We start from the raw sequence: 26,172 nt of genomic DNA on the forward strand, positions 1-26,172 counted from the left end.
ACAGTTGCCAGCGGTGGTCTGTCCGCGTCTTATGCCTGCACAACAGGCGGAGGGCATTTCCATGGAATTGACGATGGCACTGGCGCTTGCCGGCGCAACAGCGCTTCTGGTGGCGGTTCCGGGGCCGAATGTGGCACTGATCATCGCCAATACGCTGGCCCGCGGCTTCCGCCTTGGGGCGTTGACCGTGCTTGGCACCACCGCAGGCGTGGCCCTGCAGCTGGCTGCCGTGGTTCTGGGGCTTGCCGCAATGCTGGAATTCGCGGCCTCCGCCTTCCTGTGGCTGAAATGGGCCGGTGTCGCCTATCTGCTCTATCTCGGCGTGCACTCCTGGCGGCAGGGCGTTGCCGGCATGGAAGAGGCAGAGGCCAGCCGCAAGCCGCGCCGCACCATCTTCTGGCAAGGCCTGCTGCTGGCCCTGATCAATCCGAAAACCCTGCTGTTCAACGCCGCCTTCCTGCCGCAGTTCATCGCCCCCGGCGCAGGATCAACGGCCCTGCTCACCGCAGCAGCGATCTACCTGGCAGTGATTTTCGCAGGCGACATGCTGTGGGCGGCCTCTGCGCAATCGGCCCGTCCCGCGATCCTGAGGCTCGGCCGCCTGCGCCACCGGCTGACCGGCGCGCTGTTCATCACTTCCGGCCTCGGTCTGGCACTGGCCCGCACAGACCGCTGAGGCGCCCCCCGCTCCTCAGACATCCCCGCCGATAAACGGATTCTGGGCCTCCCATTCGTCCCGGGTGGCCCGCTTATGATCCCCTTCCAGCCGCACCGATGCCATCGCCCGGTCAGCATAGATCTCGGACCTCAGCGGCCAGGCCAGCGCGTCATCAAACAGCCCCGGCATCAGATCATAGGCTTCCCCGTCCTTGTCCACGTCCCGCATCCACAGATGCGACCCGCAGGTGCTGCAAAACGCCCGCTCGGCAAAGGCAGAGGACTGGTAGCGCGCAACCGGACCCTCTATGGTCACCGCCTCCGCATCAGCCTCGAAACACAGGAACAGCCCGCCGCTCCAGCGCTGGCACATGCGGCAGTGGCAGGCCCCGGGGCGCGGATCATGCGCACCCTCCACACGGATTTTCACCGCGCCGCACAAACAGCGGCCTTCCAGAACATCGCTCATGACTAACCTCCTCACCGGCAGGGGCAAGGATACAGCAATTCAAGAATGAGCGGGAGATTTCCCCGGTTAGAGCCGCAAATCCGCCTCGTCCGGCGCCAGAACATATTTCAGGTCATAGACCAGCGCGCCCTCAGCCCCCAAGGCGCGGACCGCTGCCGCGCCCATCTCCCGGAACTCCGAATGCGCCACGGCCAGCACAACCCCGGCATAGGCCCCCTGCCCCGGCTCCGCCACCAGCGGAATGCCGTATTCCTCCTGCGCCTCCGCCGGGTCAGCATGGGGGTCAAACACATCCACCACCGCGCCGTATTCCTCCAGGCTGCGCACCACGTCGATCACCCGCGTGTTGCGCAGGTCCGGGCAGTTCTCCTTGAACGTCAGCCCCATCACCAGCACCCGCGCGCCGGCCACCGGCAGGCCGCGCTTCAGCATCGCCTTGACCATCTCACCGGCAACATAGGCGCCCATGCCGTCGTTCAGCCGCCGGCCCGCCAGCAGGATTTCGGGATGATAGCCCAGCTGCTCCGCCTTATGCGTCAGGTAATAGGGGTCCACCCCGATGCAGTGCCCGCCAACCAGACCGGGACGGAAGGGCAGGAAATTCCATTTTGTCCCAGCGGCTTCCAGCACGGCCTGGGTGTCGATCCCCATCCTGTTGAAGATCTTGGCCAGCTCATTCACCAGCGCGATGTTGATATCCCGCTGGCTGTTTTCGATCACCTTGGCGGCCTCAGCCACCCGTATGCTGGCAGCCTTATGGGTACCCGCCGCCACCACCTCGCGGTAGAGCGCATCCACCCGCTCCGCCACTTCGGGCGTGGAGCCTGAGGTTACCTTCACCACATCCTTCAGCCGCCGCTGCTTGTCGCCGGGGTTGATCCGCTCCGGGCTGTAGCCCGCAAAGAAATCCGCGTTGAATGTCAGCCCCGACCGCGCCTCCAGCACCGGCACGCAGTCTTCTTCAGTCGCACCGGGATAGACGGTGGATTCATAGATCACCAGATCGCCGGGTTTCAGCACGCTGCCCACAATGGCAGAGGCCGCCAGCAGCGGTCCCAGATCAGGTGTATGATTGGCATCCACCGGCGTTGGCACGGTAACGATATAGATTGAGCAATCCGCAATCTCTGCCGGGTCAGAGGTGAAGCGCAGAAACTCCGCCGCAGCCAGCTCCTCAGGCTCCAGCTCCCGCGTGCGGTCCTCGCCCTTGCGCAGTTCCGCAATGCGGGAGGGGTCGATATCAAACCCTGCAACCGCCCGGTGCTGCCCGAAGGCCGCCGCCAGCGGCAGCCCGACATAGCCTAGGCCAATGACACAGATCTTTTCCTGCACGCCGCTCATGTCCGGCTGCTCCTTGTTCCGCGGGGCCTGTCACGCCAAGCCCCCTGCCCGCCCACATAATGCCTTGGCCCCAAGGGGTTCAACCGCAGGCGTGCGGTTTCCGCCTCACGCCTCCACAACAATCGCGGAAACTGCGCCATCCACATCCCGGCAGGCGGCCAGCAGCCGCGGCATCAGATGCGACATCACGTAATTCGCATGGAACCGGCTCGGCGCCTTCAGCACCAGCCTGCCCCCTGCCCTGCCCGCGCGCTCCAGCCCCTGCACCCAGGAGGCATAGTTGGCCGGGTCTTCTGCATGCAGCACCGCCTTGGCCAGGCTCCACTCGCTGCCGTCCGACACATCCGGCGCAGGAGGAACTGCGCCGGGGCGCAAGGGCACTACATTCGGCGCAGGCTCATCCGCGCCTTGCATCCGGTGCGCAAAATCCGGCCCCACCGCGCCCCAGCGTTCCTGGGTGTCCGCCAGCAGCCGCTCCAGATCGATGCCGTATTCCGTCACCCGCCCGCGCGCGCCCTGACGTTTGACCACCAGCCAGCCCATGCCGCGCAGCTTGGCCATCTCGCGCTTCACCGTGCGCTCGTCCACATCCCACAGCCGGGCAATCTCGCGCTGCCCCACGGCCAGCTCATCGCGCTGCCAGTTGTAGCGTGCCGTCATCAATGTCATGAAACGCAGAACCAGCTTCTGCGCGCCCTTGCCCTGGCCAAGCGCATAAGCCCCCATCGCCGTGAGGATGTCATACTTCAATGCTGAGGCGTTGCGCCCCGCAGGCCGTTTGGCAAGCATTGCTGCCCCCGTTTCTCCCTCCCCTGCCCTCCTGGGCCGGGATATGCTGCCTCATGTGCTCCCGGGGTTTTTGCCGGGAAATGCGCTGGCCGGTTTGCCCTGAACTCAACGCTATTTGTTTGTTGTACCTGATTTGCGTCCGGAATTCCGATTCTGTCAAGCGCTGGCGGGAATTCAATTCAAACCCAATCCCTTTTTCGAAAGAAAAATTGGTATCTATGGTATTGGGTGACACCTTAGATGTCCCCTATTGGCGCCGAAATGTCCCCCAATCTGCTGTGTCCGTCTTCGGGGTGTCCCCCTAAATCTGGTCTCCAAACACCAGAAAAACCCAATGAAACGAATCGTTTGGTCGGTGCCCTCCGAATCGCTCCGGCCCATAAATTGCTGGGCCTTCCGCAGATGTGTCCCCGCGGGGACAGGACGCTCTTCCAGACCATATTAGCTTTTGCGTTTTTTGCAAATTCGGCGTAAATGGATATTGAGGCTGAATTAGCGTCCTGAACAATCAGGCGCGGCCATAAAGAAAAACGTGTGAGGCTAAGGAGCAGCGATGTTTACGCACGAAGACCTGTCCAAGATGCAGGCCCAATCCCTGAAGATGCAGAGCTGGATCCGCCAGCAGACCTTCTCCCCCGAAATGGAAAAGACCCTGCGCCGGTTCTCCTCCTGGGAAGTGGCGGAGCTGATCTTCCGCGTCAACCAGTCGACCCTGCGGGGACGGCTGGCCACCGACCCCTCCCTGCCCCAGGGCCATGTGGAGGAGGACGGCCGACAGCGCTGGTATTCTCTGGAGGAGATCAACGAGCTGCGCCGCCGCATCAAGATCAACCGCCAGTCCCTGCTGCCCAAACGCCCCGCAGGCAAACGGGCGCTGCGGGTGGCGATCTCCAACTTCAAGGGCGGCGCCGGCAAATCCACCGTTGCCCTGCATTTCGCCCATGCCGCCGCGCTGGACGGCTACCGGGTGCTGTGTGTCGACTTCGACCCCCAGGCGACGCTCTCTCACTCCATGGGCCTCAGCGACGTGACCGAGGATTACACCGTCTGGGGCATCATGGCCCGCGACCTGGTGCGCGAGACCGGGCGGATGAACGCCGCCTCGCAGGGCGCCGAGTCCGGCACCGCCCTGCCCCAGCGCCAGCTGCCGGAGGCGATCACCGGCATGGGGCTGCAGGACCTGCGGGTCAGCGATTTCGTCAAGCCCACCAGCTGGCCGACCATCGACATCATCCCCTCCTGCGCCAATGCGGCCTTTGTGGAATTCGCCTCCGCCCAGTACCGGCACCTGAACCCGGAATGGTCGTTCTTTGCCGCTGTCTCCCGCTACCTCGACCAGCTGCCGGCCGAGGATTACGACCTGATGATCTTCGACTGCCCGCCCGCCATCGGCTACCAGTCGATGAACGCGGTCTTTGCTGCCGACATGCTCTATATCCCCTCCGGCCCCGGCTATTGGGAATATGACTCTACCACTTCCTTCATCGGCCAGCTGTCTGAGGCGCTGGAGGATTTGTCCGCCTTTAACGGCGTTGTCCCCGCGGGGACATTTGCCTTGCCCAAGGTTTTCCAGGACGTCCGCTTCCTTCTCACCCGTTACGAAAGCGGTAACGATTTGCACCGTGCGATGCGTTCGGCATTTATGAAGGTTTTTGAGGGTAGAATGACTGAGCACCCGATCGAGATGACCCGCGCAGTCGAACAATCGGGCCGCTTCCTGAGTTCCATCTACGAAATCGATTACCGGGATATGACACGCGAAACCTGGCGCCGTGCGCGGGCGTCGTTTGATCAGGCCTATGACGAGTTCAAGGCCTACGCGCTGGAAGCCTGGGAAAAACTGGAGGATGAGGCATGAGCAAACGCAGAGTCTTCGACATCGACTTCCCGACTGAACCAAACGACCCCTCTGAAGTAAAAGCGCGCCCCGCGGAGACAGCCGTCCAGAAGCCGGACCAGCGGATGCGCAAACCGTCTGAATCGCGCCGCGGTCCGATGGCAACCGCGATTTCCGAGAACGCCGATGCGTTGCGCAACCGGGCGGAGGCAGAGCAGAAAATCCGCGATGAAAACGACCGGCTGGCACATGAGTTCGTCCGGCTGAAGAAGCTGGGGCTGATTGTCGACCGGATCCCGATCGGGATGATCAGCATGAAAAAGCTGATCCGCGACCGCAAGGAGGACCGCGATCCTGACCTGGAAGAGCTGAAGGCTTCGATCAAGGCGGTTGGCCTGTCGAACCCGATCCGGGTCGAACCCAAGGAGAACGGCCAGTACGAGCTGATCCAGGGCTACCGCCGGATGAAGGCCTATTGGGAGCTGTTGAACGAAACCGATGATCACAGCTATGCCCATATCCCCGCGGGGCTGGTGGCCAATGGCGACACGCTGCAGACCCTCTACCGCCGGATGGTGGACGAGAACCTGGTGCGCCGCGACATCTCCTTTGCCGAGATGGCGCAGCTGGCGCTGAGCTATGCCGAGGATGCGGGCACCGGGGCGGACTCCGTCGAGGATGCGGTCAACGACCTTTACGCCTCTGCGGGCCGGCAGAAGAAGATCTATATCCGTCATTTCGCCCAGCTTCTGAGTGCGGCGGGTGATCTGCTGAAGTTTCCGGAGGCGATCCCGCGCGCGCTGGGGCTGGAGCTGCGGAAGCGGCTGGAGGCTGACGCCGCCAGCGTCCCGGAGCTGCGGGAGGCGCTGACGCGCGCGAAAGCCGCAACCGAGGAGGCGGAGCTGAACGTGCTGCGCGGCTTTCTCGAGGGCAAGCGCAAACCCGCGCAGCGCCCAGCTGCTGCGCCGCGCCCGGGTGTTGCCAAGACCACCCTGCGCTGCACTGTCCCCGCGGGGACAGTGCGTTGCCAGGCCCGTGACGGCAAGATCGAAATGGCGATGGAGCGGGACTTCTCCGAGATCGACCGGCATAAGCTGGAAGGGGCCATTGCCGCCTTCTTTGCCGCCTTGGAGGACGATGCCTGAGGCATCTGTCCCCGCGGGGACAGAGTTTGAAATCTGCAAAGGCCCGGCTGTATTGCCGGGCCTTTTCTGTCTCTAACGCTGGTGTTTGTGCCTGTTTTTGCGGTTGTCCCCGCGGGGACAAAGCGGAAGGCAGGGGCGCCGGTGCAGCGGAGCCGAAAGAAAAGGACCCGGATTTGCACCCGGGTCACCGATCATTCTTCTTGCTGTCCCCGCGGGGACAACAGGTTCAGGCGCTGATCAGTTCAAGACTTTGAACTCGATCCGCCGGTTCTTGGCCCGGTTCTGCGCGGTGTCGTTGGACACCAGGGGTGTGGTCTCGCCATAGCCGACCGCGACCAGACGCTCTGACGGGATGCCTTTCTGCTGCAGATACTGGTTCACTGCGGCGGCGCGCTTCTCGCTCAGCGTCATGTTCCAGGCGGCCTTGCCCTGGCTGTCAGTGTGGCCGCCGACCTCAACCACCATGCCGGGGCAGCGGCGGATGATGTCCGACAGGCTGTTGAGGAAGTCGCGGGAATTGGCATCAAGCCGGGCAGTGGAGGGAGCGAAGTTCACGCTGCGGCCCTGCGACAGGATCTCGAACCGCCCGGTGCAGGCTTCGCGGCTGAAATCGCCGCTCGCCTCCAGCGCGGCAGAGGCGCCGGCGGTGACTGTCCCCGCGGGGACAGATGCGCTGCCCGCACCGCCGCGCTCAAACATCAGGTCCATGCTGACCAGGCCGACGGGGGTGATGGTGACGCCGGCCGCTTCCTCCAGCTTCTCGCGGCCGGGGTTCAGATTGAAATCCTCCAGCTTGAGGATCACCGGCTGAACGGTGGCCACGGCGACACGGGTTTCGTCCAGCAGGGTGACCGCGACAGGAATGGTCAGCCCGGCAGTGACCCCATGCAGGGACAGGGTGACCGGCAGGTCGATCTGCTTGCGCTGCAGGGCAGTCAGGTCGGCGATCTGTTCCGGGCTGATCTGCGCCGTGATCACCGCTTCGGGGTAGGTGAAGGTTTCAAAGAACAGGAACCGCATCCGCACATTGCGCAGGTCGATGGAGGTGTCGACGGAGTCCAGAGCAATGTGGATCCTGGCTTCGCCCGTCTCGGAGATGCCGCCGGAGAAGGCAGCAAAGCGGCTGGACTCCGCAATGCTGCCCTTTTTGATCGATATGAATCGAATGGCAGAAGATTCGGGTGTCAGCTGCCAGCCGCCCTCAAACGGGCCAGCGGCCAGGGCAGGGCGGAGAGTAAGAAGGAAAAGTGTTATTATTGAGAGGGTTATGCGAAACATGCGGCAGCCATCCGGGTTGCTGAAAAGGGACGTCCCGGCATCAGGGCCGGGCAGGAAGCGATGCGCCCAGACTAACAGCAGTCTTGCCGCCGGGTGCAAGGGACGCGATAGTTTGGTAACCAAATACCTTTAAGAATGATACAGATGCCCGGCAGTGCAGGTGCTGCGGCGAGAAGTGGAGCAGAGACGTGCAAGTTTTGATGATCCGGGTCCGGATGGTCCTGCTGGCGGCTGCGGCGTCCCTTTGGGGAAGCTGGGTCCTGGCAGAGGAGCGGCTGGCGCTGGTGATCGGCAACTCAAGCTATGGTGCGGTGTCTGCGCTGGACAATCCCGTGCGCGATGCCCGGCTGATCGCCGGGGCGCTGGAGGGGCTGGGCTTTGACGTGACCCTGGCGGCGGACGCCAAGCAGATCGAGATGAAACGGGCGATTGCACAGTTCGGCCGCAAGCTGCGCAACGCCGGGGAGGATGCCACGGGGCTTTTCTACTATGCCGGCCATGGGGTGCAGAGCTTTGGCAGCAACTACCTCTTGCCGGTGGATGTGGCACTGTCGGATGCCGCCGATCTGGACCTGATGGCGATTGAGGCGCAGTCTGTCCTGCGGCAGATGGCGTCGGCCCGCAACCGCACCAACATCGTTATCCTGGACGCCTGCCGCAACAACCCGTTTGAAACAGTGGCCGACCTGAACGAAAGCGGCCTGGCGGAGATGAAGGCGCCAACCGGCACTTTCCTGGCCTATGCCACGGCACCCGGTGATGTGGCGCTGGACGGGGAGGGGGAGAACAGCCCCTTCACCGAGGCGCTGGCGCGTGAAATCACGGTGCCCGGGGCGCCGGTCGAACAGGTTTTTAAACAGGTGCGCCGCGCGGTTCTGGAGCAGAGCAGCGGCAAGCAGACACCCTGGGACACGTCCTCTCTGGTGAGTGATTTCACCTTTGCGCCGGCAGCGCCGGAGGCGGCCATGACCGCGGCGGAACTTGAAGAAGCGCAGATCTGGGCCTCGATCAAGGCGTCGCGCGATGCGATGCAGATCATGCTGTACCTGCGCGGTTACGGCGATGGCAAATATGCCGGTGAAGCGCGGGCGCTGCTGGCGGAACTGGTGCAGGAGGAATTGCAGGCCGGCCAGCCTGCGGCGGCGGCGGTTCCGGCCCCCGTTCAGGACGCAGAAACAGCGATGTTCCAGGCGGCGCAGGGGGATGGCAGCAAGGCGGCCTATGAGGCCTATCTGATGGCCTACCCTGAGGGGCAATTCGCCGAAATAGCCGCGGCAGAGGTTGCAGCGCTGGCTGCGGGTGCCGGGCAGGACCCGGCAGCTGGCGGCGAGTCGCCGGCGGCAGCGCCGGAGCCGGCCGCGGAACAGGCGCCGGCGCCGCTCAGCGAAGCCGGGCCGGTGACCTATGCCAGCCCCTTGCATGTCGGCGTTCCGGAGATTGCCGGGCTGACGCTGGCGGAGGCGGTGACACGGGCACCGCTTTTTCCGCCCATCGAGGGCCTGCCGGAGAGCTATTGGAAGGAGCAGTCCTGCAGCAGCTGCCATCAGTGGACGCGGGAACGGCTGTGCACGCAAGGCAACACCTATCTGAGCCTCAACATGCAGCGCTCGCTGGGCAAGCAGCACCCCTTTGGCGGCGCGCTGAAACAGGTGCTGAAAAGCTGGGCGGCGGGCGGCTGCCAATAGGGCTGCCGGCCTGGATCCAGCAGGGCAGGGGGCTCCCGCCCGTGCAGGTGCATTTGAAAATGCACCGTCCCGGTTGGGCGTGGCGCTGTGCTGCGCACAGCGCGGCGGCCGGACAGGCTGGCGAAGTGCCGGGCGGGGGGCGGATTCTCATTTGCTGAGAAGCTGTTAAGCGTCAGATAACTGTGGTTTGTGCGTGCGCAACTGACGCCACCGGCCGCTGTTGATCGCACCAAGGTTTTCCATCGGATACCGGACCTCCTTGACCTGCGGGCGCGCTGCCGCATTGAGCCAGCCAGACGTTCATGCAGCGCGCAGCGAAACCTGTTTTTGAGCCCTCACCGGACCGGTTAAAATTGTGGTGTAAAGGCAAAGTGGAAGATTTTCTGTGCTTGCATGGAAAACAGGTCTGCGGTGCAGCGGAGATCCCGGCCATTCATGCAAGATGCAGCGGAATTGAAGCCGTGAAACCGCACAGTGCAGTGGACCAGTTCAGACAGGGAGGCTTAAGCCGTGATGCTGGCCTTTACCTGTGCAGTAAGACTTGAGGAGCCAAACTTGTTGTTCGCCTAAGCGCGGACCACCCCTTACGCCCGCGGGGCAGGGGCGGATAAAAGGTGTTGATTTGTTTGGTTTTTCTGCGGTGGGGCGTGAGTTTTCAACAGTCGCGCCAGTGGCAGGATACCCGGCCGCAGGCGTTTTGTCCCATTCAGTGTTTGGCTGGCAAGTAATAGACTTCAGGAATGAATACAAAAATCGCCCGCAACCTGTCTCTCAAACAATTCCGCGCTTTTGTTGCGGTGGCGCGGTGCGGTTCGTTCAGCCGGGCAGCGCAGGAATTGGCGGTCTCCCAGCCGGCGCTATCACTGAGTATCCAGCAGTTTGAGGAAGTGATTGGCGTGTCCCTGCTGAAGCGGACCACCCGGTTGGTTGAGCTGACCGCGCAGGGGCAGGAGCTGCTGCCGAAGGCAGAGAAGATTCTGGAGGATGTCGAAGCTTCAGTCCTGTCAGTGAGGGCCAGTGCACAGGACCAGCTCAATCAGGTGCGGGTGGCGGTGCTGCCTTCGGCGGCGGTGCGGATTTTACCGCCGGCGATGCGCGGCTTTGCGGCAGAGATGCCGCAGGCAAAGGTTCACTTGCAGGACGACAACGCGCGCGGAGTGGAGGCGCAGGTGCTCGAAGGGCGTGCCGATTTCGGGGTGTCGAGCAGCTGGTCTGATGATCCCAGGCTGACCTATCTGCCGTTTCTGCGCGATCAGGTTGGACTGATCTGCCGCAACACCCAGGAACTTGCGCGCCGCACCGAGCCGCTGAGCTGGGATTGCCTCGACGGTTTGCCGTTTGCCGGTATGGCCAAGGATACCGGGGTCAGCCGTCTGACCATGGCGGGTAAAGGGCTGCCGGCCTCTGTAACCAGCCCCGATTTCACGGTGCTGACGATGGCGGCGCTGGCCGGGCTGATTGAAAGCGGTGAAGCGGTGTCTGCGGTCCCCGCGCTGGCGGCACCGGATTACCTGAACCCGGCATTGGTCTACCGCAGCCTGTCGGCGCCAACTCTGTACAGGGAGCTTCAGCTGGTGGTGGCAAAAGACCGCCCGCTGCCCTCTGCAGCTCAGAGCTTTCTGGAGTATCTGCAGAGCCAGGCACGGCAGATTTCCGCGCGGTTTCCGAACCGGACTGTTGAGGCATCCGTTGCCGGGGGCTGATTTATTTGCCTGACTTATAAGTCTTTCGATTCTTCAAATTTTACTTGGCTTCCCTTCCCGGCCAAAGCTGTCTGCGAACGCGCAGGACTGGAATGGGAGGGCATTACATGCTCGCAGCACTTACCGAAAGGATGCGGCCGGAGGCGGAGGTCATGGATCTGCAACGCCTGGGGTCACTGCATTCTTCGACGCTCAGCTTCATGCGCACTTTGGTGCGGCGGATCATGAAGGAAGAATGGGACATCAGCCGCCGGATGTTTGATCTGGACCCAAAGGGTTACGGCACGGCCATCTATGAAATCCGGACGCCCAATGGGATTTTCAGCTTTGTGCTGTTTTCCACCGAATTGCCTGATGAGGAGCGCAATGACCGGGTCATTGCCACCAGCTGGGACCTGACCATGGCGCTTTGTGAAGGCCTGGTGGATGAGGTCTGGCTGGAGGACCTGCGCCGCAATGTGCCGAAACAGGAAGCGGGCCGGGTTGATGCGCGGGTGTTCAGCCTGTCGCGGGCCAACCGTTCTTCCCGGCTGTTCAGCTATGTGCTGGAAGAATTGAGCGCAGGCCGCCAGCCCGACGCGCAGCGCATTGCCGAAGTCGGCTATCTTTACCGGACAACAGCGGTTTACGGCAGCGGCAAACTGGGCATGGCGGACTGGAACAAGGTCCGGGCGAAGTTTCCGGATTTCAACCGCCCGTTTGCACCGGAAATGTTCATCTGCTTCATGCTGCGCCAGTTCAGCCTGGACCAGATGGATCATGTCGCCAAGGCCAGCGCGCCTGATACGGCGGTGGCGCTGGATGGTCGGCTGAAGCGGTTTTTTGGCATTGGCAATTCCACGGGACTGGGCATGGCCCCATATCTGATCAACCATGGCGAATTATTCAGCCAATGGGTGGAGATGCGCGAAACGGCGCTGGCGCAGGTCTTGCACAAAGCCGCTCCGACAGCCTGGCGGATCAGCCTGTTCCACAATCTGGTAAGCCGTGCCAAGCAGCATTTCGGCGAAAGCCGCACCAGTGACGCCGAGCAGATCGACCGCAACCAGGTACTGATTGCGGAGCTCAGCGAAGTGGACACCTGGCTGGCTGGTGCAGGCGATCAGCTGACAACCTGGTCGGAGCTGACGGATTACGCCCGTGATGTCTGGAGCCTGGAAACACAGGAGCTGATCAATTCCTTCTGCCTGGAGATACACCCTGAGCTGGTCAATGACCTGGAAGACAATTTCGCCGTCATTCCAAATCCGGTGATCGACCCGGCGATGAGCACTGCAACCCTGCGGCAACTTATCGAAACCCGTTACGATTGGGCGCTGAAGATTGATTTCTCTGATCCTTCACAGACCGATGCCTTCTGGTACCGCTCGGAAGAAAAACTTGAGCCGCGCTTGGGTTTTGCCGGCGCTGATCCGGGGGTGGAAAAGCAGATGCCGCTGCCGATCGGCCGCCGGGTGCGCGAATGCTATGATCTGCTGATGCAAGATCTGGCGGAGACCCCGGACAGCGACGTGGTGCATTTCCTGATGCGCTGCCCGGCGATGAAAAGCATCGTGCGCCGCATCCAGACCATGTCGCGCCACAAATACGGAGAGATCCGGGCCAATCTGGCCAGCCGCGACATCCGCCCGATGGACATGCTGCGCTGCAAGCTGGCGTTCTTCGGCGTCAGCAAATTCGACCCCCGCTCCAAGCTGTGGGTGCGCAACACCATGTATCAAGGCGCTCCGCTGATCGAGGACATCGGCAAGACATACGACAGCTGGTTTCTGCCGCTAACACCGAAAATGGAGGAGGTCCTGGCATGAGAGTTTCCCGCAATGAAATGATCGCGGCGCTGTCACGCGCTTATGAAGGCGCCGGACATCAGATCGGTGACTACGAGGATGCCGCGCAGCTGATCACCTGGTCGCATATGAGCGGGCTGGGAGGGTTTGAACGCATCGCGCTGCCGCCAGCAGCCCCCAAGGGCGGTGTGGCGCCGCGGCTGGACTATGAAAACGCTGGTCTTGCGGTGATCGACGCCGGCGGTGCCGAGATCTGCGAGCACGGCTCTCTGGCAGCTGATCTGGCGTATGCCAAGGCGCAGACGGCCGGATTTGCGATCGTGGAGCTGATCAATTGCCGCTATCCGGACTTGATCCTGCGCAGCCTGTCGCTGGTTGCCCAGCAAGGGGTCTATATCGCCGCCTACTGGAGCGATCAGGCTGGACGGCATGGGGCCACCTTTGAAAGCGGTGCGGTTTTCCCCAACTATTGGAGGGTGGAGCATGCCGGAGCAGGACAAGAGACTTCTGCTCTGACCATTATCTGTACGACGCAGGCAGCCTTGCTGGCGGATGCAGTCACGCGGCAGGCCGAACATCCGGAACTGCAGCGGTTCGAAGTCACCGCGGCGCAGCTGGCAGCCAATTATGATCAGTCGCTGGAGCGTGGCATCTCTGTGCCTTCAGACCATTGGAACGCGCTGAATGCAGCTGCCTGGCCGATCCTGGTGCCGTCGGATGACAAATCCCGGGCAGGGGCTGGCCCAGCCTAGGTGCCGGCCTAAAAGCGTTCCGGTGTTCAAGAGCGGCAACCATGGCGGTTAAAAAATCCGCCAGAGGCAGAAACAGCCAAACACTTTTCTGCCTGTGCCGTGTTGTGACTGGCCGGGAAACGAATGCTGTGTCAGCAAGCGGTCAGAAAGATAATGTCGGTGTTGTCCGGCAACAGTGCTGATCGGCAGAGGCGCTTTGATTGCCCGGTCTTGCGGCGTTGGCCGCGGGGCTGCGGGTGCGGGAGTGCTGCCGGAACTGTAGAACTCAGGGGGCGTGGGTGGTGATCAGGAAATAGACCCATTCGCCCTTGAAACCGGCATGTTCGGCGCGGGCTGCGGCCACTTGGGTGCGCAGGAAATCGAGGTAGGGTCCGGCGGGTTCGCTGAGCGGGCGGAGGCCTTCGTAAAGCGGGTGCGAGGCGGCGAAGGCGACCGCGATTTCCTGGCCGTAGGGCGGTGCGACAGTGATCTGCAGACCGGGGTCTCCGGCCTCCTTGGCGCCGACGCGCAGGGCGGTTTTGGGTGCGGCCTCAGCCAGCGGCGCCAGCTCGTTTGGAGAGAGGTGGAGCACCGCGCCGCCGGCGTCGAAGTAATCCACGTAGACATAGGCCGGGTAATCCGGCGCGGTGAGGTCGAAGAACAGCCGCTCGCCGCCGGAATAGTCGAGCACCCGGGCGTGGGCGTCGCTGCCGACCAAGAGCGGGTTGGTGATCTGGTCGGTGCTTTGCGGCAGACCGACGTTCGCAATACCCGCCAGCGCGCCGCATTGCGGGCGGGGCAGCAGGCGCATGTTGTCCGATACCGTGATGTCAGTGCCCATTTGGGCCTGCAGCGCCGCCAGCACCGGGGTGCGGAGGCCGTCTTCGGGCAGGTGGCCGCGGACCTGGAGCGTTGCGGTTTCGGGGACAAAAGCAACCTGCAGGCGGGAACAGGGTACGGCGGCGAGGATGCCGGAGACGCCATCGCGCAGCGGGTCGCCCTCAGCCGCGGCATCGCCGGGCTGCATGAAACTTTGGAAAGCGGCGAGGGAGACCGGGTCGATGTCGCCGGAGCCGCCCTGGAAGGCCAGGGCAGCCTTGATGCGGGGGGCGTCGGGAACGGCGGCCGGGGCGCTCTGCGGATCTGGGTCCGCGCCGGGCAGGGGGACGGTATCCGGCTGCGCCGCGGGGCTGGGCTGGCTGTCGGGCGCAGCCTGCGGAAGCGCCGCTGTGTTCGGCTGCGCGGCCGGCGCGGCGGAGAGCGGGGCGGCCGCGCTGGCGAGCCTGTCTGCCGGAGCCTGGGATTGGGGTGCTGCAGAGGCCTTGGCTGCTGCGGGTTCGAGACTGTCTGCGGCGGGGGCCTTGGGCTGTGCCTTTGACTGGGGGATGCTGCCAGCGGCGAGGCCCTGGGTGTGGGCTTGGCTTTCAGGGGCTTGCTCACTCTCTGCCGCTTGCGGCACGGCCTCGGACCTTGGGATGCGGTGGGCCTGGAGGTTGAGGCTGCTTTCGGGCGCAGGCTGCTGCGGCAGCGGGTCCGGGGCGAGCGAGATCAGAAGCGCGCCCGCGCCTGCGGTGTGGACCAGGGCAGAGGCGGCCATCCCCAGTGCCCATATGGCGGGCATGCGCATCATCCGTCTGTTTCCGGAGTGACCACCAGTACCACGTCTTTGAACCCCAGCGCCTCGCCTTCGGCGACGAGCGGCAGCACTTTGCGCAGCTCAGCCGTGCGGTGGGCGTTGATGCGCAGGCGCAGGTCCGGATCGTCTGCCAGGAGGGCGGAGAGGGCAGGGGAGAGGGCGTCGCGCGGGAGCGCTGCGCCGTCAAGCGCCAGGTCGCCGCTGGCCGAGACCGCGAGAGTGATGCCGCCGGCGGGCATATCACGGCCTGTGACAGCGGTGGCGGGGCGGACGTCGAAGGGCGCAGTGGCGTCCATGCGGCCGATCAGCATGAAGAACACCAGCAGGAAAAACACCACGTCAATGAGGGCGATGATGGTTTCCGAATGGGACCCGCGGGCGGGGCGGTTGAGTTTCATTGCGCCGCCTCCAGCCGCAGGACGCGCAGGCGGGTGACGCCGGCCAGGGCGGCGGCGTCCATCACGGTTACCAGCGCCTGGGTCTGGGCGGCACCGGAGGGCAAGATGACGACTTGTGTGAGCGGTTCGTTTGCAACGGCGGTGGAAAGCGTGGAGCGGAGAGTGTCTGCATCCAGTTCCGCGCCGCGCAGCACTGGCACGCCATCGGCGCCAAGGCGGATCATCAGGGTGCCTGCCGGGGCTTGGGTGCCGCCCGTTGCAGCACTTTCGGAGGGTTTCACAGCCGGGATCATGTCGAGGTTCAGATAGGTGGAGGTCACCATGAAGAACACCAAGAGGATCAGCATGACGTCGATCATCGGCACCAGCGAAATCAGGGCGCGGGGGCGGGCGGGCCGGGTGAGGGTCATGCTGCCCCCGGGGCTATCCCCTTACGGAGGTTCGCGCCCGGGTCCGAGGGGGGGCGCAATCGCGCCCGCCCTGGGGGGCGGGGCCGGGCGCGAACCGGACCGCATGCGGTCCGGTGAAGAAGGGACTGGGGACAAACGGCCATTTTCAGCGCGACCCGTCGATCAGCAGCAGGCGGCCGGCGGCGCTTTCGATGGCTTGCGCGGCGGCGTCGATGCGGGCTGCGAAAAGCCCAGCGGCGATGGCGGCGGGGATGGCGACCAGAAGGCCCGCGGCGGTGGTCAGGAGCGCCTGCCAGATGCCGCCCGCGAGCACCGAGGCATTGGCGGCGCCCTGCGCCAGTTCCAGTTCCTGAAACGACTGGATCATGCCAAGGACGGTGCCGAGGAGGCCGAGCAGCGGCGAGACCATGGCGATGAGCTCCAGCAAGCGGATCAGGGAGTTCATGCGGCTCACCTCCTCATTGCCGCGGCGCTGCAGTTCATCCTGCAGCAAAGGGCCGCGCAGGCCTTCCTGCAGCGCCTGCATGGCGTAGGCCATGACCCGGTCGGCAGGGGACTTGCCGTCCGCGATGCTGTCCTGCGCCTGCTTGCGGTCGCCGTCTTTCCATTGGGTCAGCGCCTGTTCGCGGGCTTGCCCGCCGGAGCGCACCGGCCAGAGCTGGATCAGTTTGACGGCAATCACCGTCAGCGACAGAAGCGACATCAGGGCCAGGATCACGATCACTGGCCCGCCGGTGCCGAGCATATCCCAGGTGCCGGCCATGGCTTATTTCACCAGCGGCGCGGCAGCGCGGGAGCCAAGTTCCAGAATCGGGAAACAGTCCATCTGGTCCTCGTTCTGGGGCTGGCAGGAGGTGATGTCGTGCAGCAGGATCTCTGAGATGTTGCTGCAGGCGGTTTCCGGGATTTCGAACAGTTTCAGGGTGGTGCGCTGGACGGGCAGGGGGGCTGCGTCGATCGACAGCAGGCGGTCGATCACGCCCTGGCCGTCGAGGATGGCCAGCGACATCTCAAAGCCTTCAAAGCTTTTGCCGGTCTGGTTGCGGAACAGGAAGAAGGCGCGGCAGCCGCCGCCCTCGATTTCTTCGGTCTTGTTCAGCTCAACCCGCAGCGGGCCAGTGTCCGCGGCTGCGGCGAGCGGCAGGCAGGTCAGGGCGAGGGCAGTCAGCAGGCGGGTCAGGGGCATCGCGGTCTCCGGGGTCCGGTGGATGCCCGGCCCGCAACCGCTGCGGGCCGGGCGGTGTTCGGGGTCAGACCAGGGCGGTCAGGGCCTTTTCGATCTTGTCCATCGCGTCGCGGGCGGAATCGAGGTCGCGGCGCTTGAGGTGGCGGGCGGCCACATGCAGGGCGCGGCCCAGCCGGTCGCGGACCTTGCCCGGGGCGCGGGCGACATTGGCCTGCAGCGACTGGGCGCGTTTGACCTGGGCACCGAGCGAGCGCTGGTCCATTTCGCGCTGGCCGCGTTTCATCGACTTGGCCTCGTCTTCGCGGTCGGCGCCGATGCGGGCGACGGCGCGTTCGATCACCACGATCATGGTTTCGGCCTCCTGCAGCCGGCCGTCGTTGATCAGGCTGACGGATTTGGCCAGCGCGCGTTTCAGTTTCAGCTCCAGCGGGCCGGGAGCGAGGGTGATGCGCGGCTGGATGCGCTTCAGGCGCCGTTTCAGCGGCGCGATGGCCTTGGCGTCGATGCCGGAAGCAGAGATGTCGGAGGCGTTTTCCTCAGTCACCTGGCCCTTGGCGGCCTCGGGCTTGAGGCTGTCCAGAAGGTTGCCGCCGTCGTCATAGAACAGCACGTTGACCTTGGCCGGGTTGCGTTTGAGGAATTTCTTGAGTTCGGTGACCATGCGCTGCGGCGCGCTTTCGCAAATCATCTCCATATTGCCGGAGCGCACCACATAGGTGCCCCAGGCCATCGGCGGGCGCCCCCCCTCTTTTTTCATCGGGGCCTTCAGGGTTTCCGGTTTCTTGCCCGGCTGGATCATCAGGAGCGGGTCCTTGCTGGCATCGAGGCAGAAGGCGAAACTCATCCGCTTCTTGGCCCCTTCGCGAACCATCTCTTTGACTTCCTTGCCAGAAATACGATCAATACTCATCATTCAGCCGCTATTGAATGCTTGGAAAAGGTTTGACATTAGGATGGCGATAAGGCTCTGTTGGGGTCAAGTTATTGTTTGAGGTTTCCGCGGGTTTAACCACCAGGCTCGAAAAGAGTGGCACCTGCTTTCCGTTACGTTACCACACGGGAACGTAACCAAAAAAGAATGCACCCAGGGGGGCGAAAGACAATGGATCCTGCAGTATTGCTGCAATCCAAAGGGGATGATGCCCCTAGCGGTGAGAATCTCGAATACGATCCGGCTTTCACCGAGATGGAGCTGGCGGCCCAGCCGGGCGAGGAATCGGTGGTGGGCAACGAGACGATCGAAGCCACTGATCCCGATTACCGCGAAGTGCAGAAGAAGGCGCTGGAAGTGCTGGAGCGCAGCCACGATTTGCGGGCGGCGGTGTTTCTGGGCGATGCGATGCTGCATTCGGACGGGCTGCCGGGCTTCGCCGATGTGACCACCTATATCCGCGGCTGCCTGGAAGAGTTCTGGGAAACCTGCCATCCGGAGCTGGATGAGGACGACGGCGACCCGACAATGCGGATCAACGCGGTTCAGGATCTGTGCGGCCAGCCGGACGGGATGGCGGGGGCGTCGCCCTTGTACCGCTCGCTGCGCCGGGCGCCCTTGAGCGAGAGCCGCAGCTTTGGCCGGTTCTGCCTGCGCGACATTGAAATCGCCGAAGGGGTGATAACGGCGCCGCAGAGCATGGAGCATATACCGGACAGCGCCACCATCGGCGCGGCGTTCCAGGACAGCGACGAGGACGTGGTTGCGGCGCGGCTGGCGGCGGTGAAAACAGCCGAGGAAAACGTGCGCGCGATCTCTGCCGTGTTTGACGAGCAGACACCGGGGCAGGGGCCGGACCTGAGCGCGCTGATCAAGCTGCTGCAGCAGATCGGCAAGCGGATCGGCTCCTATGCCGATTTGAGCACGGAAGACGGGGCCGTTGAGGATGAGACGGAAGAAAGCGGCGCCGAGGAGGCCGGTGCTGCGGCGCCGGCGGCAGGCGGCCGTGCGATGCCATCCGCGCCCGGGGCGATCAACTCGCATGCGGATGTGTCCAACACGCTGGACCGCATCATCAGCTATTACCGGCGGGCGGAACCTTCCAGCCCGCTGCCGATCCTGCTGGAACGGTGCAAACGGCTGGTGGGGGCCGACTTCCTCACCATCATGAATGACATGGCGCCGCAGGGGGTGGAGAACGTCCACCTGATCGGCGGCATCGATGAAGACGACGACGACTGACGGACACGGGGAATCTCTGCGGCGGAACCAGCTGCGGATCCCGTGAAAGCAAGACGAGTAAGGAGACCTAGATGGCCGGAAGTTCACAGAAATTCATTGCCCGCAACCGGGCACCAAGGGTCCAGATCGAATATGACGTGGAGCTGTACGGCGCCGAGAAGAAGGTGCAGCTGCCCTTCGTGATGGGCGTTATGAGCGACCTGGTGGGCAAATCCGAAGTGGAGCAGCCTGCAGTTGCGGACCGCAAGTTCCTGGAAATCGACGTGGACAACTTCGATGACCGGATGAAGTCGATGGCGCCGCGCGCCGCCTTCACCGTGCCCAACACGCTGACCGGCGAGGGCAACATGGCGGTCGACATCACGTTCGAGAGCATGGACGATTTCAAGCCTGCCGCAATCGCCGCCAAGGTGGAGCCGCTGCGCGAGCTGCTGGAAGCGCGTAACCAGCTGTCGAACCTGATGACCTATATGGACGGCAAGACCGGTGCAGAGGATCTGATCTCCAAGATCATCCAGGACCCGAGCCTGCTGAAGACACTGGCCGCGCAGCCGAAACCCGGCGGTGACGCCGAGAGCGAAGAATAAGAGGGGAGGACAAAGATGGCTGAAGAAGAACTCCAGACGGAAGCCGCTGCTGGCGAAACCGCCTTTGGCTCTGCCGAATTCGCGAGCCTGCTGCAGAAAGAATTCCGCCCCAAGTCGGATCAGGCCAAGACGGCGGTTGAAAGCGCGGTCAAGACCCTGGCCGAGCAGGCGCTGGCGAACACTGCCCTGATTTCCGACGACGCGCTGCGCTCGATCGAGAGCATCGTGGCGGCGATTGATGCGAAGCTGACCGAGCAGGTCAACCTGGTTCTGCACAATGAGGAATTCCAGCAGCTGGAAAGCGCCTGGCGCGGCCTGCACTATCTGGTCAACAACACCGAGACCGATGAGCAGCTGAAAATCCGGGTGATGCCGATCACCAAGAAGGAAATGTCGAAGACCCTGAAGAAGTTCAAGGGCACGGCATGGGACCAGTCGCCGATCTTCAAGAAGATCTATACCGAGGAATTCAGCCAGCTGGGCGGCGAGCCCTATGGTTCCCTGGTGGCCGACTATCACTTTGACCATTCGCCGCCGGATATCGAGCTGCTGGGCGAGATGTCCAAGATCGCCGCTGCCGCGCATGCGCCGCTGATCACCGGCGCCAAGCCGACCCTGTTCCAGATGGACAGCTGGGCGGAACTGTCGAACCCGCGCGATCTGACCAAGATCTTCCAGACCCCGGAATATGCCGCCTGGCGGTCCCTGCGGGACAGCGAGGATGCGAAATACGTGGGCCTGGCGATGCCGCGCTTCCTGGGCCGTCTGCCCTATGGTTCCAAGACCGACCCGGTTGAGGAGTTTGCATTCGAGGAAGACACTGCCGGGGCCGGCAGCGAGAAATACGGCTGGGTCAACGCCGCCTATGGCATGGCGGTGAACATCACCCGTTCGTTCAAGATGTACGGCTGGTGCTCGCGGATCCGCGGCGTCGAAAGCGGCGGCACGCTGGAGAACCTGCCCAGCCACACCTTCCCGACCACCGATGGCGGCGTCGATCAGAAATGCCCGACCGAGATTGCCATCGACGACCGGCGCGAAGCGGAGCTGGCGAAGAACGGCATGATGCCGCTTATTCACCGCAAGAACACCGACGTGGCGACCTTTATGGGCGCGCAGTCGCTGCACAAGCCGGCCGAATACGACGATCCGGATGCAACCGCCAACGCCAATCTGGGCGCGCGGCTGCCGTATCTGTTCGCCACATGCCGGTTCGCGCACTATCTGAAGTGCATGGTGCGGGATAAAGTCGGCTCGTTCAAAAGCCGTCAGGACATGGAGTCCTGGCTGCAGGAATGGATCAACAACTATGTTGATTTCAACGCGGACATCTCTTCGGAGAACCAGAAGGCGCGCAAACCTCTGGCCGCAGCCGAAGTGGTTGTGGAAGAGGTCGAGGGCAACCCGGGGTATTACACCTCAAAATTCTTCCTGCGCCCGCATTACCAGTTGGAGGGGCTTTCGGTCTCGCTTCGTCTGGTGTCCAAACTGCCCTCGGAAAAGGGAGGCTAATTTCCACTCCAACGCCTCCTCCTGACCGAAACGACACTCAAATCAATTATGAAAGGATACAGCTATGGCTGCTAACATGTTCATCGAAATTAAGGACATTAAAGGCGACTCGACTGTTACCGGCTTTGAAAAAATGATCGTCATCCAGTCGGCAAGCTGGAATGTCGAACGCGCCGTGGAAATGACTGATCTGGGCTCCACCCAGCGTATGCATGCGAACTCGAACTTCGGGAAAATTGAAGTGACTTCGCAGATGGGCAAGGCATCGAACGATCTGGCGCTTGCCGTGGCAAACGGCACCGTGCGTCCGGAAATCAAGATGTACTGGTGCCGTTCCGGCGAGAGCGCGTCCGAAGGTCTTCAGGCTTATTCGACCTGGACATTGAAGGATGTTGTGATCGACACCTATTCGATCTCTTCCAGTGAAGATGGCATTCCGGAAGAAACCTGGTCGCTGGCCTATGCCTCTATCATTCATGAGTACAAGGCAACCGACCAGAAATCCGGTAAGCTCACTGCGCAGAAACCGAACTTCACCTGGAACGTGCAGACCGGCAAGGTCGAGTAAACCATTTGGCGGACCCCGGGTGTATTGCATGCCCGGGGTCCGTTTTTCTGACGTTTTAATGCATCCATCCCCGTTGCGGAGTTGAGCCCCATGACCCCCGAAGAGCATCTGAAAGCTGGTGATCCCAAGGCGGCGCTGGAGGCGCTGCAAGCCAAGATCCGTGCGGATGCGAGCAATCCGAAATTGCGGGTCTTTCTGTTTCAGCTCTTGTGCGTTCTGGGCGACTGGAACCGGGCGATTGCCCAGCTGAAGGCGGCGGCGGGGCTGGATGAAGGCGCCACCGTGATGGCGCAGGCCTACCGCGAGGCGATCATCTGCGAAGTCTACCGCGAGAAGGTGTTTGCAGGTGAAAAATCGCCGCTGATCCTGGGCGAGCCGGAGGAATGGCTGGCGCATCTGATCGAGGCGCAGAAACTGCTGGCAACCGGCAATCCCAAGGAAGCGGCAGAGCTGCGCGCTAAGGCGTTTGATGCGGCACCTGCCAGCCCCGGTGAGGTGAACGGCAAGCGGTTCGAGTGGATCGCGGATGCCGACATGCGGCTGGGACCGGTGCTGGAAGCGGTGATCAACGGCAAATATTACTGGCTGCCGTTTTCCAAGATCGTCTCATTCGAAGCAGAAGAGCCGAGCGACCTGCGCGATGCGGTCTGGACTGCGGGCACGCTGACCCTGGCGGGCGGCGGTGAAGTAGCGGCGATGATCCCGACCCGTTATCCCGGCAGCGAGAAGGCCGACGGGCTGTCGATGCTGGCGCGCGCCACCGTGTGGGAGGATGCCGGCGCGGAAACCTATACCGGTCTGGGCCAGCGGCTGCTGGCGATCGGCGATGAGGACATTGCCATCATGGACGTGCGTACACTCCGGATGGATGGGCACGGCGAAGAGAATGGCTGACAAGACACTGGCCGAGCGCCTGCAGCCCTCGCTGCTGGACCGGCTGACCGACAATGCGCCCGGCGATCAGAAGGAAACCCGCGAGAGCCGGGTGATTGATCTTGGGCGGCTGCGGGAAATCATCCAGCGCGATCTGTCGTGGCTGTTGAACACCCAGAATGTCGAAAGCCATTTCGATGCGGAGAGATACCCGGCGGTCTCGGCCTCGGTGCTGAACTACGGGCTGATTGAAGTGGCGGGGGAGGCCTCGACCACCGAGAAGGCAGAGGCGATCCGGCGCTCGATCAAGCAGGCGATCGCCACTTATGAGCCGCGGATCATCGAGGGCTCTGTGGATGTGCGGCTGCAGGATGGCACCGACGCGACCGAGATGACCGTGGGGCTGGAAATCCGCGCCGACATGTGGGCGCAGCCGATGCCGCTGGAGCTGTACCTGCGCAGCAAGGTCGATCTGACCACCGGCGAGGTGGAAATGGAAAGGGCCATGTGATGGATACACGGCTGCTGACCCATTACGAGAACGAGCTGAACTATCTGCGCGACATGGGCGCGGAGTTTGCGGCTGCCTATCCCAAGATTGCCGCTCGGCTGGGCATGGAAGGGGTCGAGGTTCTTGACCCCTATGTGGAGCGCCTGCTGGAGGGCGCCGCGTTCCTGACCGCGCGGGTGCAGCTGGAGCTGGAGCTGCAGTATCCGAATTTCACCTCCAACCTCCTGGAAATCATCTATCCGCATTACCTGGCGCCGACGCCGTCGATGATGATCGCGGCGTTTGAGCCGGATGTGGCGAACTCTGCCGTCAAAAGCGGCTATGTGCTGAAGCGCGGCTCAACCCTGCGGTCGCGGCTGACCGAGGGCGAGCAGACGCCCTGCGAATTCCGCACCGCCGCTGATCTGACCATGTGGCCGATCCAGATCACCGAGGCACAGTATATCGACGGCCGCGGCGAGCTGGTGGCGGCGGGGGTTGCCACGGGGTATGACGCGCGCGCGGGCATCCGGCTGCGGATCAAGCGCATTGACGGTGACCCGATCAGCAAGCTGGAGATGGACAAGCTGACGCTGTACCTGACCGGTGAGGCGGGCAACAGCTGGCCGCTGCTGGAACTCTTGTGCACACAGGTGCAAGGGATCGTGGCGCGCTCCACCGACCGCCGCGCCGACTGGCAGCTGCCGCTGCGCGAGGCCCGGGTGGCGCAAAAGGGGTTCAGCCCTGAGGAGGCGCTGCTGCCGCTGCCGCGCCGGGTCTATGACGGCTACCGGCTGCTGCAGGAGTATTTCGCGATGCCGGAGCGGTTCCGCTTTGTCGAACTGCAGGGGCTGCGCGAGGGGTTGCGGAAATCCGAAGGCAATGAGGTCGACCTCTATATCCTACTGCGAGAGGGGATGCCGGAGATTGCGCCGATCGTGGTGCCGGAGGTGTTCAAGCTGAACGCGGTGCCGGCGGTGAACCTGTTCGAGAAGCGCTGCGACCGGGTGCGGATCGCGCCGATTGACACCGAGCACCATGTGATCCCGAACCGGACTGCGGGCCTTGATTTCGAGATCTACGGATTGCAGAGCGTGGTGGGCATCAGCGGCGAGGGTGAGGACGACGTGGTGTTCCGCCCGTTCTACTCCGCCAATGATTTCACCGCTGCCGGCGAAAGCCATCCGGCCTATTACACTATCAAGCGGCGGATGCGGCAGCGTTCGGAGAAGGAACGCCTGCGCGGGGTGCGCAGTTCTTATCTGGGATCGGAAGTGTTCCTGACACTGGTGGACCGGGCGCAGGCGCCCTATTCCGCAGGGCTGGAGCAGCTGGCGGTCAAGGCGCTGTGCACCAATCGCGACCTGCCGATGCTGCTGGCCACCGGCAATGACGATGTGTTCCAGCTGCCTGAGGGCGGCCCGGTCAAGAAGGTGACGCTGCCGGTGTCGCCAACACGGCCGCATCCTACCCTGGCGCAGGGGGATACCGCCTGGCGTCTGATTTCTCACCTCAGCCTGAACTATGTCTCGATCGCCGAAACCGGCAAGGGCCAGTCGGCGGAAGCGCTGCGGGAGCTGGTCGGGCTTTATGCGCCGCTGGGCGACCGGGTCACGGAGAAGCAGCTGGAGGGCATCCTGTCGGTCGGCGCGCGCCCCATCGTGCGCCGGATGAGCGATGAAGTGCTGTCCACCGCGGTGCGGGGGCTGGAGATCACCCTGGGCTTTGACGAGAGCTTTTTCGAGGGCAGCAATATCTATGCGCTGGGAGCCGTGCTGGAACGGTTCTTCCGCGGCTATGCCAGCATCAACTCGTTCACGGAGACCGTCCTGAAAACCGAAAAACGCGGGGAAATTGCCAGATGGCGACCGGAAAAGGGCCTCGGCCGGATGATCTGAGCCTGTATGGCCGGCTGGCCATCGACCCTGAAAAACATCACGTTTTTCAGGCCCTGCGGGTATTGGAGGCGCATTTTGATGACGCCCCGCGCCTGGGCGAAAGCCGCCGCCCGCGGCAGGACCGGCTGCGTCTGGGGCAGGAGGCGGAACTGGCGTTCCCGCCTTCGACCATTGCTGCGTTCAAACCGGCCGAAGGGGACAAGCCGGCAGTTCTGACCAACCGCTTCTTCGGACTGTTCGGACCGCAGGGCCCGCTGCCGCTGCATCTGACCGAATACGCGCGCGACCGCAAACGCAACCACCGCGACCCGACGATGGTGGCCTTTGCCGATATGCTGACGCACCGGCTGATGAGCCTCTTGTACCGGGCCTGGACGCAAGGTTCGCCCGCGGTCAGCTTTGACCGGGCGGATGATCCGATGGCGCGCAAGGTGGCGTCGCTGATTGGCTACAACGGCTTCAAGTTCGCCAGCCGCGACGACATGCCGGATCTGGCCAAGCTGCATTTTGCAGGCCACCTGGCCAAGGGGGCCAAGAACGCCGAGGGGCTGGTGTCGATCCTATCGGCGTTTTTCGAGGTGCCGGTCAGCTTGGAGGAATATGTCGGCAGCTGGCTGGAACTGGAGCCGGATGACCGCTGGCAGCTGGGTTACGGCGGGCTGGGGCAGACCACCAGCATCGGTGACAAGGTGTGGAGCCGGTCGGCCAAGTTCCGCATCCGCATCGGGCCGCTGAAGCTGGAAGATTATGAACGGCTGCTGCCGGGCGGCGCGGCCCTGGAACGGCTGCGTGCCATCGTGCGATCCTATGCCGGCGATGTGCTGGACTGGGACGTGAACCTGATTTTGGCGGGCGACGAGGTGCCGCGGGCATCCTTGGGCGGCACCACGCGGCTGGGGCACACCAGCTGGGTGCGCTCGCGCCCGGATCCGGATGCGGACCAGCCGGATGTGAATGATTTGTACCTGTACCCGGGATTAGGCGCCGGGGCTGAGATGCCTGTAGAGGGAGGGATTTGA

At 63.3% G+C, this 26,172-nt stretch carries 25 protein-coding genes; 15 read left to right on the forward strand and 10 right to left on the reverse strand.

Features of this window, described 5'->3' with window-relative positions; genetic code table 11:
* Positions 1-61: 61 nt before the first annotated feature.
* Positions 62-676 (forward strand): LysE family translocator, encoded by a 615-nt coding sequence (locus N6L27_RS20995; RefSeq protein WP_271909387.1) that lies wholly within the window; start codon positions 62-64, stop codon positions 674-676.
* A gap of 15 nt (positions 677-691) precedes the next feature.
* On the opposite strand, the gene N6L27_RS21000 is transcribed toward N6L27_RS20995, so the two are convergent.
* The 3 genes from N6L27_RS21000 to N6L27_RS21010 form a co-directional block, all read right to left on the reverse strand.
* Positions 692-1,126, reverse strand: a complete 435-nt coding sequence (locus N6L27_RS21000; protein WP_271909388.1) for a GFA family protein — start codon at positions 1,124-1,126, stop codon at positions 692-694.
* A gap of 66 nt (positions 1,127-1,192) precedes the next feature.
* Positions 1,193-2,467: a Vi polysaccharide biosynthesis UDP-N-acetylglucosamine C-6 dehydrogenase TviB gene (gene tviB / locus N6L27_RS21005; protein ID WP_271909389.1), complete on the reverse strand. Its 1,275-nt coding sequence runs from the start codon at positions 2,465-2,467 to the stop codon at positions 1,193-1,195.
* Positions 2,468-2,572: 105 nt separating this feature from the next.
* A complete protein-coding gene (locus N6L27_RS21010; protein WP_271909390.1) occupies positions 2,573-3,256 on the reverse strand; it encodes a DnaA N-terminal domain-containing protein in 684 nt (227 codons plus the stop codon).
* A 553-nt stretch (positions 3,257-3,809) separates the two neighbouring features.
* Between N6L27_RS21010 and N6L27_RS21015 the strand changes: the two genes are divergently transcribed.
* On the forward strand, positions 3,810-5,114 hold the full coding sequence (locus N6L27_RS21015) for an AAA family ATPase (protein ID WP_271909391.1): 1,305 nt from the start codon (positions 3,810-3,812) through the stop codon (positions 5,112-5,114).
* Complete coding sequence (locus N6L27_RS21020; RefSeq protein ID WP_271909392.1) at positions 5,111-6,238, forward strand: ParB/RepB/Spo0J family partition protein; 1,128 nt, start codon at positions 5,111-5,113, stop codon at positions 6,236-6,238. Before N6L27_RS21015 ends, N6L27_RS21020 begins: the two co-directional genes overlap by 4 nt.
* Before the next feature lie 237 nt (positions 6,239-6,475).
* Here the strand turns inward: N6L27_RS21020 and N6L27_RS21025 are convergent, their stop codons facing one another.
* On the reverse strand, positions 6,476-7,516 hold the full coding sequence (locus tag N6L27_RS21025) for an OmpA family protein (RefSeq protein WP_271909393.1): 1,041 nt from the start codon (positions 7,514-7,516) through the stop codon (positions 6,476-6,478).
* Between the two features lie 188 nt (positions 7,517-7,704).
* On the opposite strand from N6L27_RS21025, the gene N6L27_RS21030 reads away from it, so the two are divergent.
* The 4 genes from N6L27_RS21030 (at position 7,705) to N6L27_RS21045 (ending at position 13,443) form a co-directional block, all read left to right on the forward strand.
* Positions 7,705-9,201, forward strand: a complete 1,497-nt coding sequence (locus N6L27_RS21030) for a caspase family protein (RefSeq protein ID WP_334312519.1) — start codon at positions 7,705-7,707, stop codon at positions 9,199-9,201.
* A 740-nt stretch (positions 9,202-9,941) separates the two neighbouring features.
* Positions 9,942-10,904 carry a LysR family transcriptional regulator gene (locus N6L27_RS21035; RefSeq protein WP_271909394.1) on the forward strand — a complete coding sequence of 321 codons (963 nt, stop codon included), beginning with the start codon at positions 9,942-9,944 and terminating at the stop codon, positions 10,902-10,904.
* A 107-nt stretch (positions 10,905-11,011) separates the two neighbouring features.
* On the forward strand, positions 11,012-12,712 hold the full coding sequence (locus tag N6L27_RS21040; protein ID WP_271909395.1) for a hypothetical protein: 1,701 nt from the start codon (positions 11,012-11,014) through the stop codon (positions 12,710-12,712).
* Positions 12,709-13,443 carry a DUF3726 domain-containing protein gene (locus N6L27_RS21045; protein ID WP_271909396.1) on the forward strand — a complete coding sequence of 245 codons (735 nt, stop codon included), beginning with the start codon at positions 12,709-12,711 and terminating at the stop codon, positions 13,441-13,443. Before N6L27_RS21040 ends, N6L27_RS21045 begins: the two co-directional genes overlap by 4 nt.
* Before the next feature lie 265 nt (positions 13,444-13,708).
* On the opposite strand, the gene N6L27_RS21050 is transcribed toward N6L27_RS21045, so the two are convergent.
* From N6L27_RS21050 to N6L27_RS21075, 6 genes are all read right to left on the reverse strand, one after another.
* The gene (locus N6L27_RS21050; RefSeq protein ID WP_271909397.1) at positions 13,709-15,043 is read right to left on the reverse strand and encodes a DUF4384 domain-containing protein; all 1,335 of its coding nucleotides are present in this window, start codon (positions 15,041-15,043) and stop codon (positions 13,709-13,711) included.
* A 5-nt stretch (positions 15,044-15,048) separates the two neighbouring features.
* On the reverse strand, positions 15,049-15,456 hold the full coding sequence (locus N6L27_RS21055; RefSeq protein WP_271909398.1) for an ExbD/TolR family protein: 408 nt from the start codon (positions 15,454-15,456) through the stop codon (positions 15,049-15,051).
* Positions 15,453-15,866 (reverse strand): ExbD/TolR family protein, encoded by a 414-nt coding sequence (locus tag N6L27_RS21060; RefSeq protein ID WP_271909399.1) that lies wholly within the window; start codon positions 15,864-15,866, stop codon positions 15,453-15,455. Before N6L27_RS21060 ends, N6L27_RS21055 begins: the two co-directional genes overlap by 4 nt.
* Before the next feature lie 145 nt (positions 15,867-16,011).
* Positions 16,012-16,629 carry a MotA/TolQ/ExbB proton channel family protein gene (locus N6L27_RS21065; protein ID WP_271909400.1) on the reverse strand — a complete coding sequence of 206 codons (618 nt, stop codon included), beginning with the start codon at positions 16,627-16,629 and terminating at the stop codon, positions 16,012-16,014.
* 3 nt (positions 16,630-16,632) lie between these two features.
* A complete protein-coding gene (locus N6L27_RS21070; RefSeq protein ID WP_271909401.1) occupies positions 16,633-17,052 on the reverse strand; it encodes a hypothetical protein in 420 nt (139 codons plus the stop codon).
* 64 nt (positions 17,053-17,116) lie between these two features.
* Complete coding sequence (locus N6L27_RS21075) at positions 17,117-17,965, reverse strand: hypothetical protein (RefSeq protein ID WP_271909402.1); 849 nt, start codon at positions 17,963-17,965, stop codon at positions 17,117-17,119.
* 189 nt (positions 17,966-18,154) lie between these two features.
* Here N6L27_RS21075 and tssA point away from each other — a divergent pair, with 189 nt between their 5' ends.
* The 8 genes from tssA to tssG all read left to right on the forward strand — a co-directional run bounded on the left by tssA (position 18,155) and on the right by tssG (position 26,172).
* Entirely contained in the window at positions 18,155-19,225 is a 1,071-nt protein-coding gene (gene tssA / locus N6L27_RS21080) for a type VI secretion system protein TssA (RefSeq protein WP_271909403.1), read from the forward strand.
* Between the two features lie 71 nt (positions 19,226-19,296).
* Positions 19,297-19,812 carry a type VI secretion system contractile sheath small subunit gene (gene tssB / locus N6L27_RS21085; RefSeq protein WP_271909404.1) on the forward strand — a complete coding sequence of 172 codons (516 nt, stop codon included), beginning with the start codon at positions 19,297-19,299 and terminating at the stop codon, positions 19,810-19,812.
* Between the two features lie 15 nt (positions 19,813-19,827).
* On the forward strand, positions 19,828-21,324 hold the full coding sequence (gene tssC / locus N6L27_RS21090) for a type VI secretion system contractile sheath large subunit (RefSeq protein WP_271909405.1): 1,497 nt from the start codon (positions 19,828-19,830) through the stop codon (positions 21,322-21,324).
* Positions 21,325-21,388: 64 nt separating this feature from the next.
* A complete protein-coding gene (locus tag N6L27_RS21095) occupies positions 21,389-21,892 on the forward strand; it encodes an Hcp family type VI secretion system effector (protein WP_271909407.1) in 504 nt (167 codons plus the stop codon).
* A gap of 90 nt (positions 21,893-21,982) precedes the next feature.
* Positions 21,983-22,786: a type VI secretion system accessory protein TagJ gene (locus N6L27_RS21100; protein ID WP_271909408.1), complete on the forward strand. Its 804-nt coding sequence runs from the start codon at positions 21,983-21,985 to the stop codon at positions 22,784-22,786.
* On the forward strand, positions 22,779-23,276 hold the full coding sequence (gene tssE, locus N6L27_RS21105) for a type VI secretion system baseplate subunit TssE (protein WP_271909409.1): 498 nt from the start codon (positions 22,779-22,781) through the stop codon (positions 23,274-23,276). Before N6L27_RS21100 ends, tssE begins: the two co-directional genes overlap by 8 nt.
* On the forward strand, positions 23,276-25,153 hold the full coding sequence (gene tssF, locus N6L27_RS21110) for a type VI secretion system baseplate subunit TssF (protein ID WP_271909410.1): 1,878 nt from the start codon (positions 23,276-23,278) through the stop codon (positions 25,151-25,153). The genes tssE and tssF overlap by 1 nt, the downstream gene beginning before the upstream one ends.
* Positions 25,117-26,172: a type VI secretion system baseplate subunit TssG gene (gene tssG, locus N6L27_RS21115; protein ID WP_271909411.1), complete on the forward strand. Its 1,056-nt coding sequence runs from the start codon at positions 25,117-25,119 to the stop codon at positions 26,170-26,172. The genes tssF and tssG overlap by 37 nt, the downstream gene beginning before the upstream one ends.

This window comes from Leisingera sp. SS27 (genome assembly GCF_028368855.1).
Classification (GTDB): domain Bacteria; phylum Pseudomonadota; class Alphaproteobacteria; order Rhodobacterales; family Rhodobacteraceae; genus Leisingera.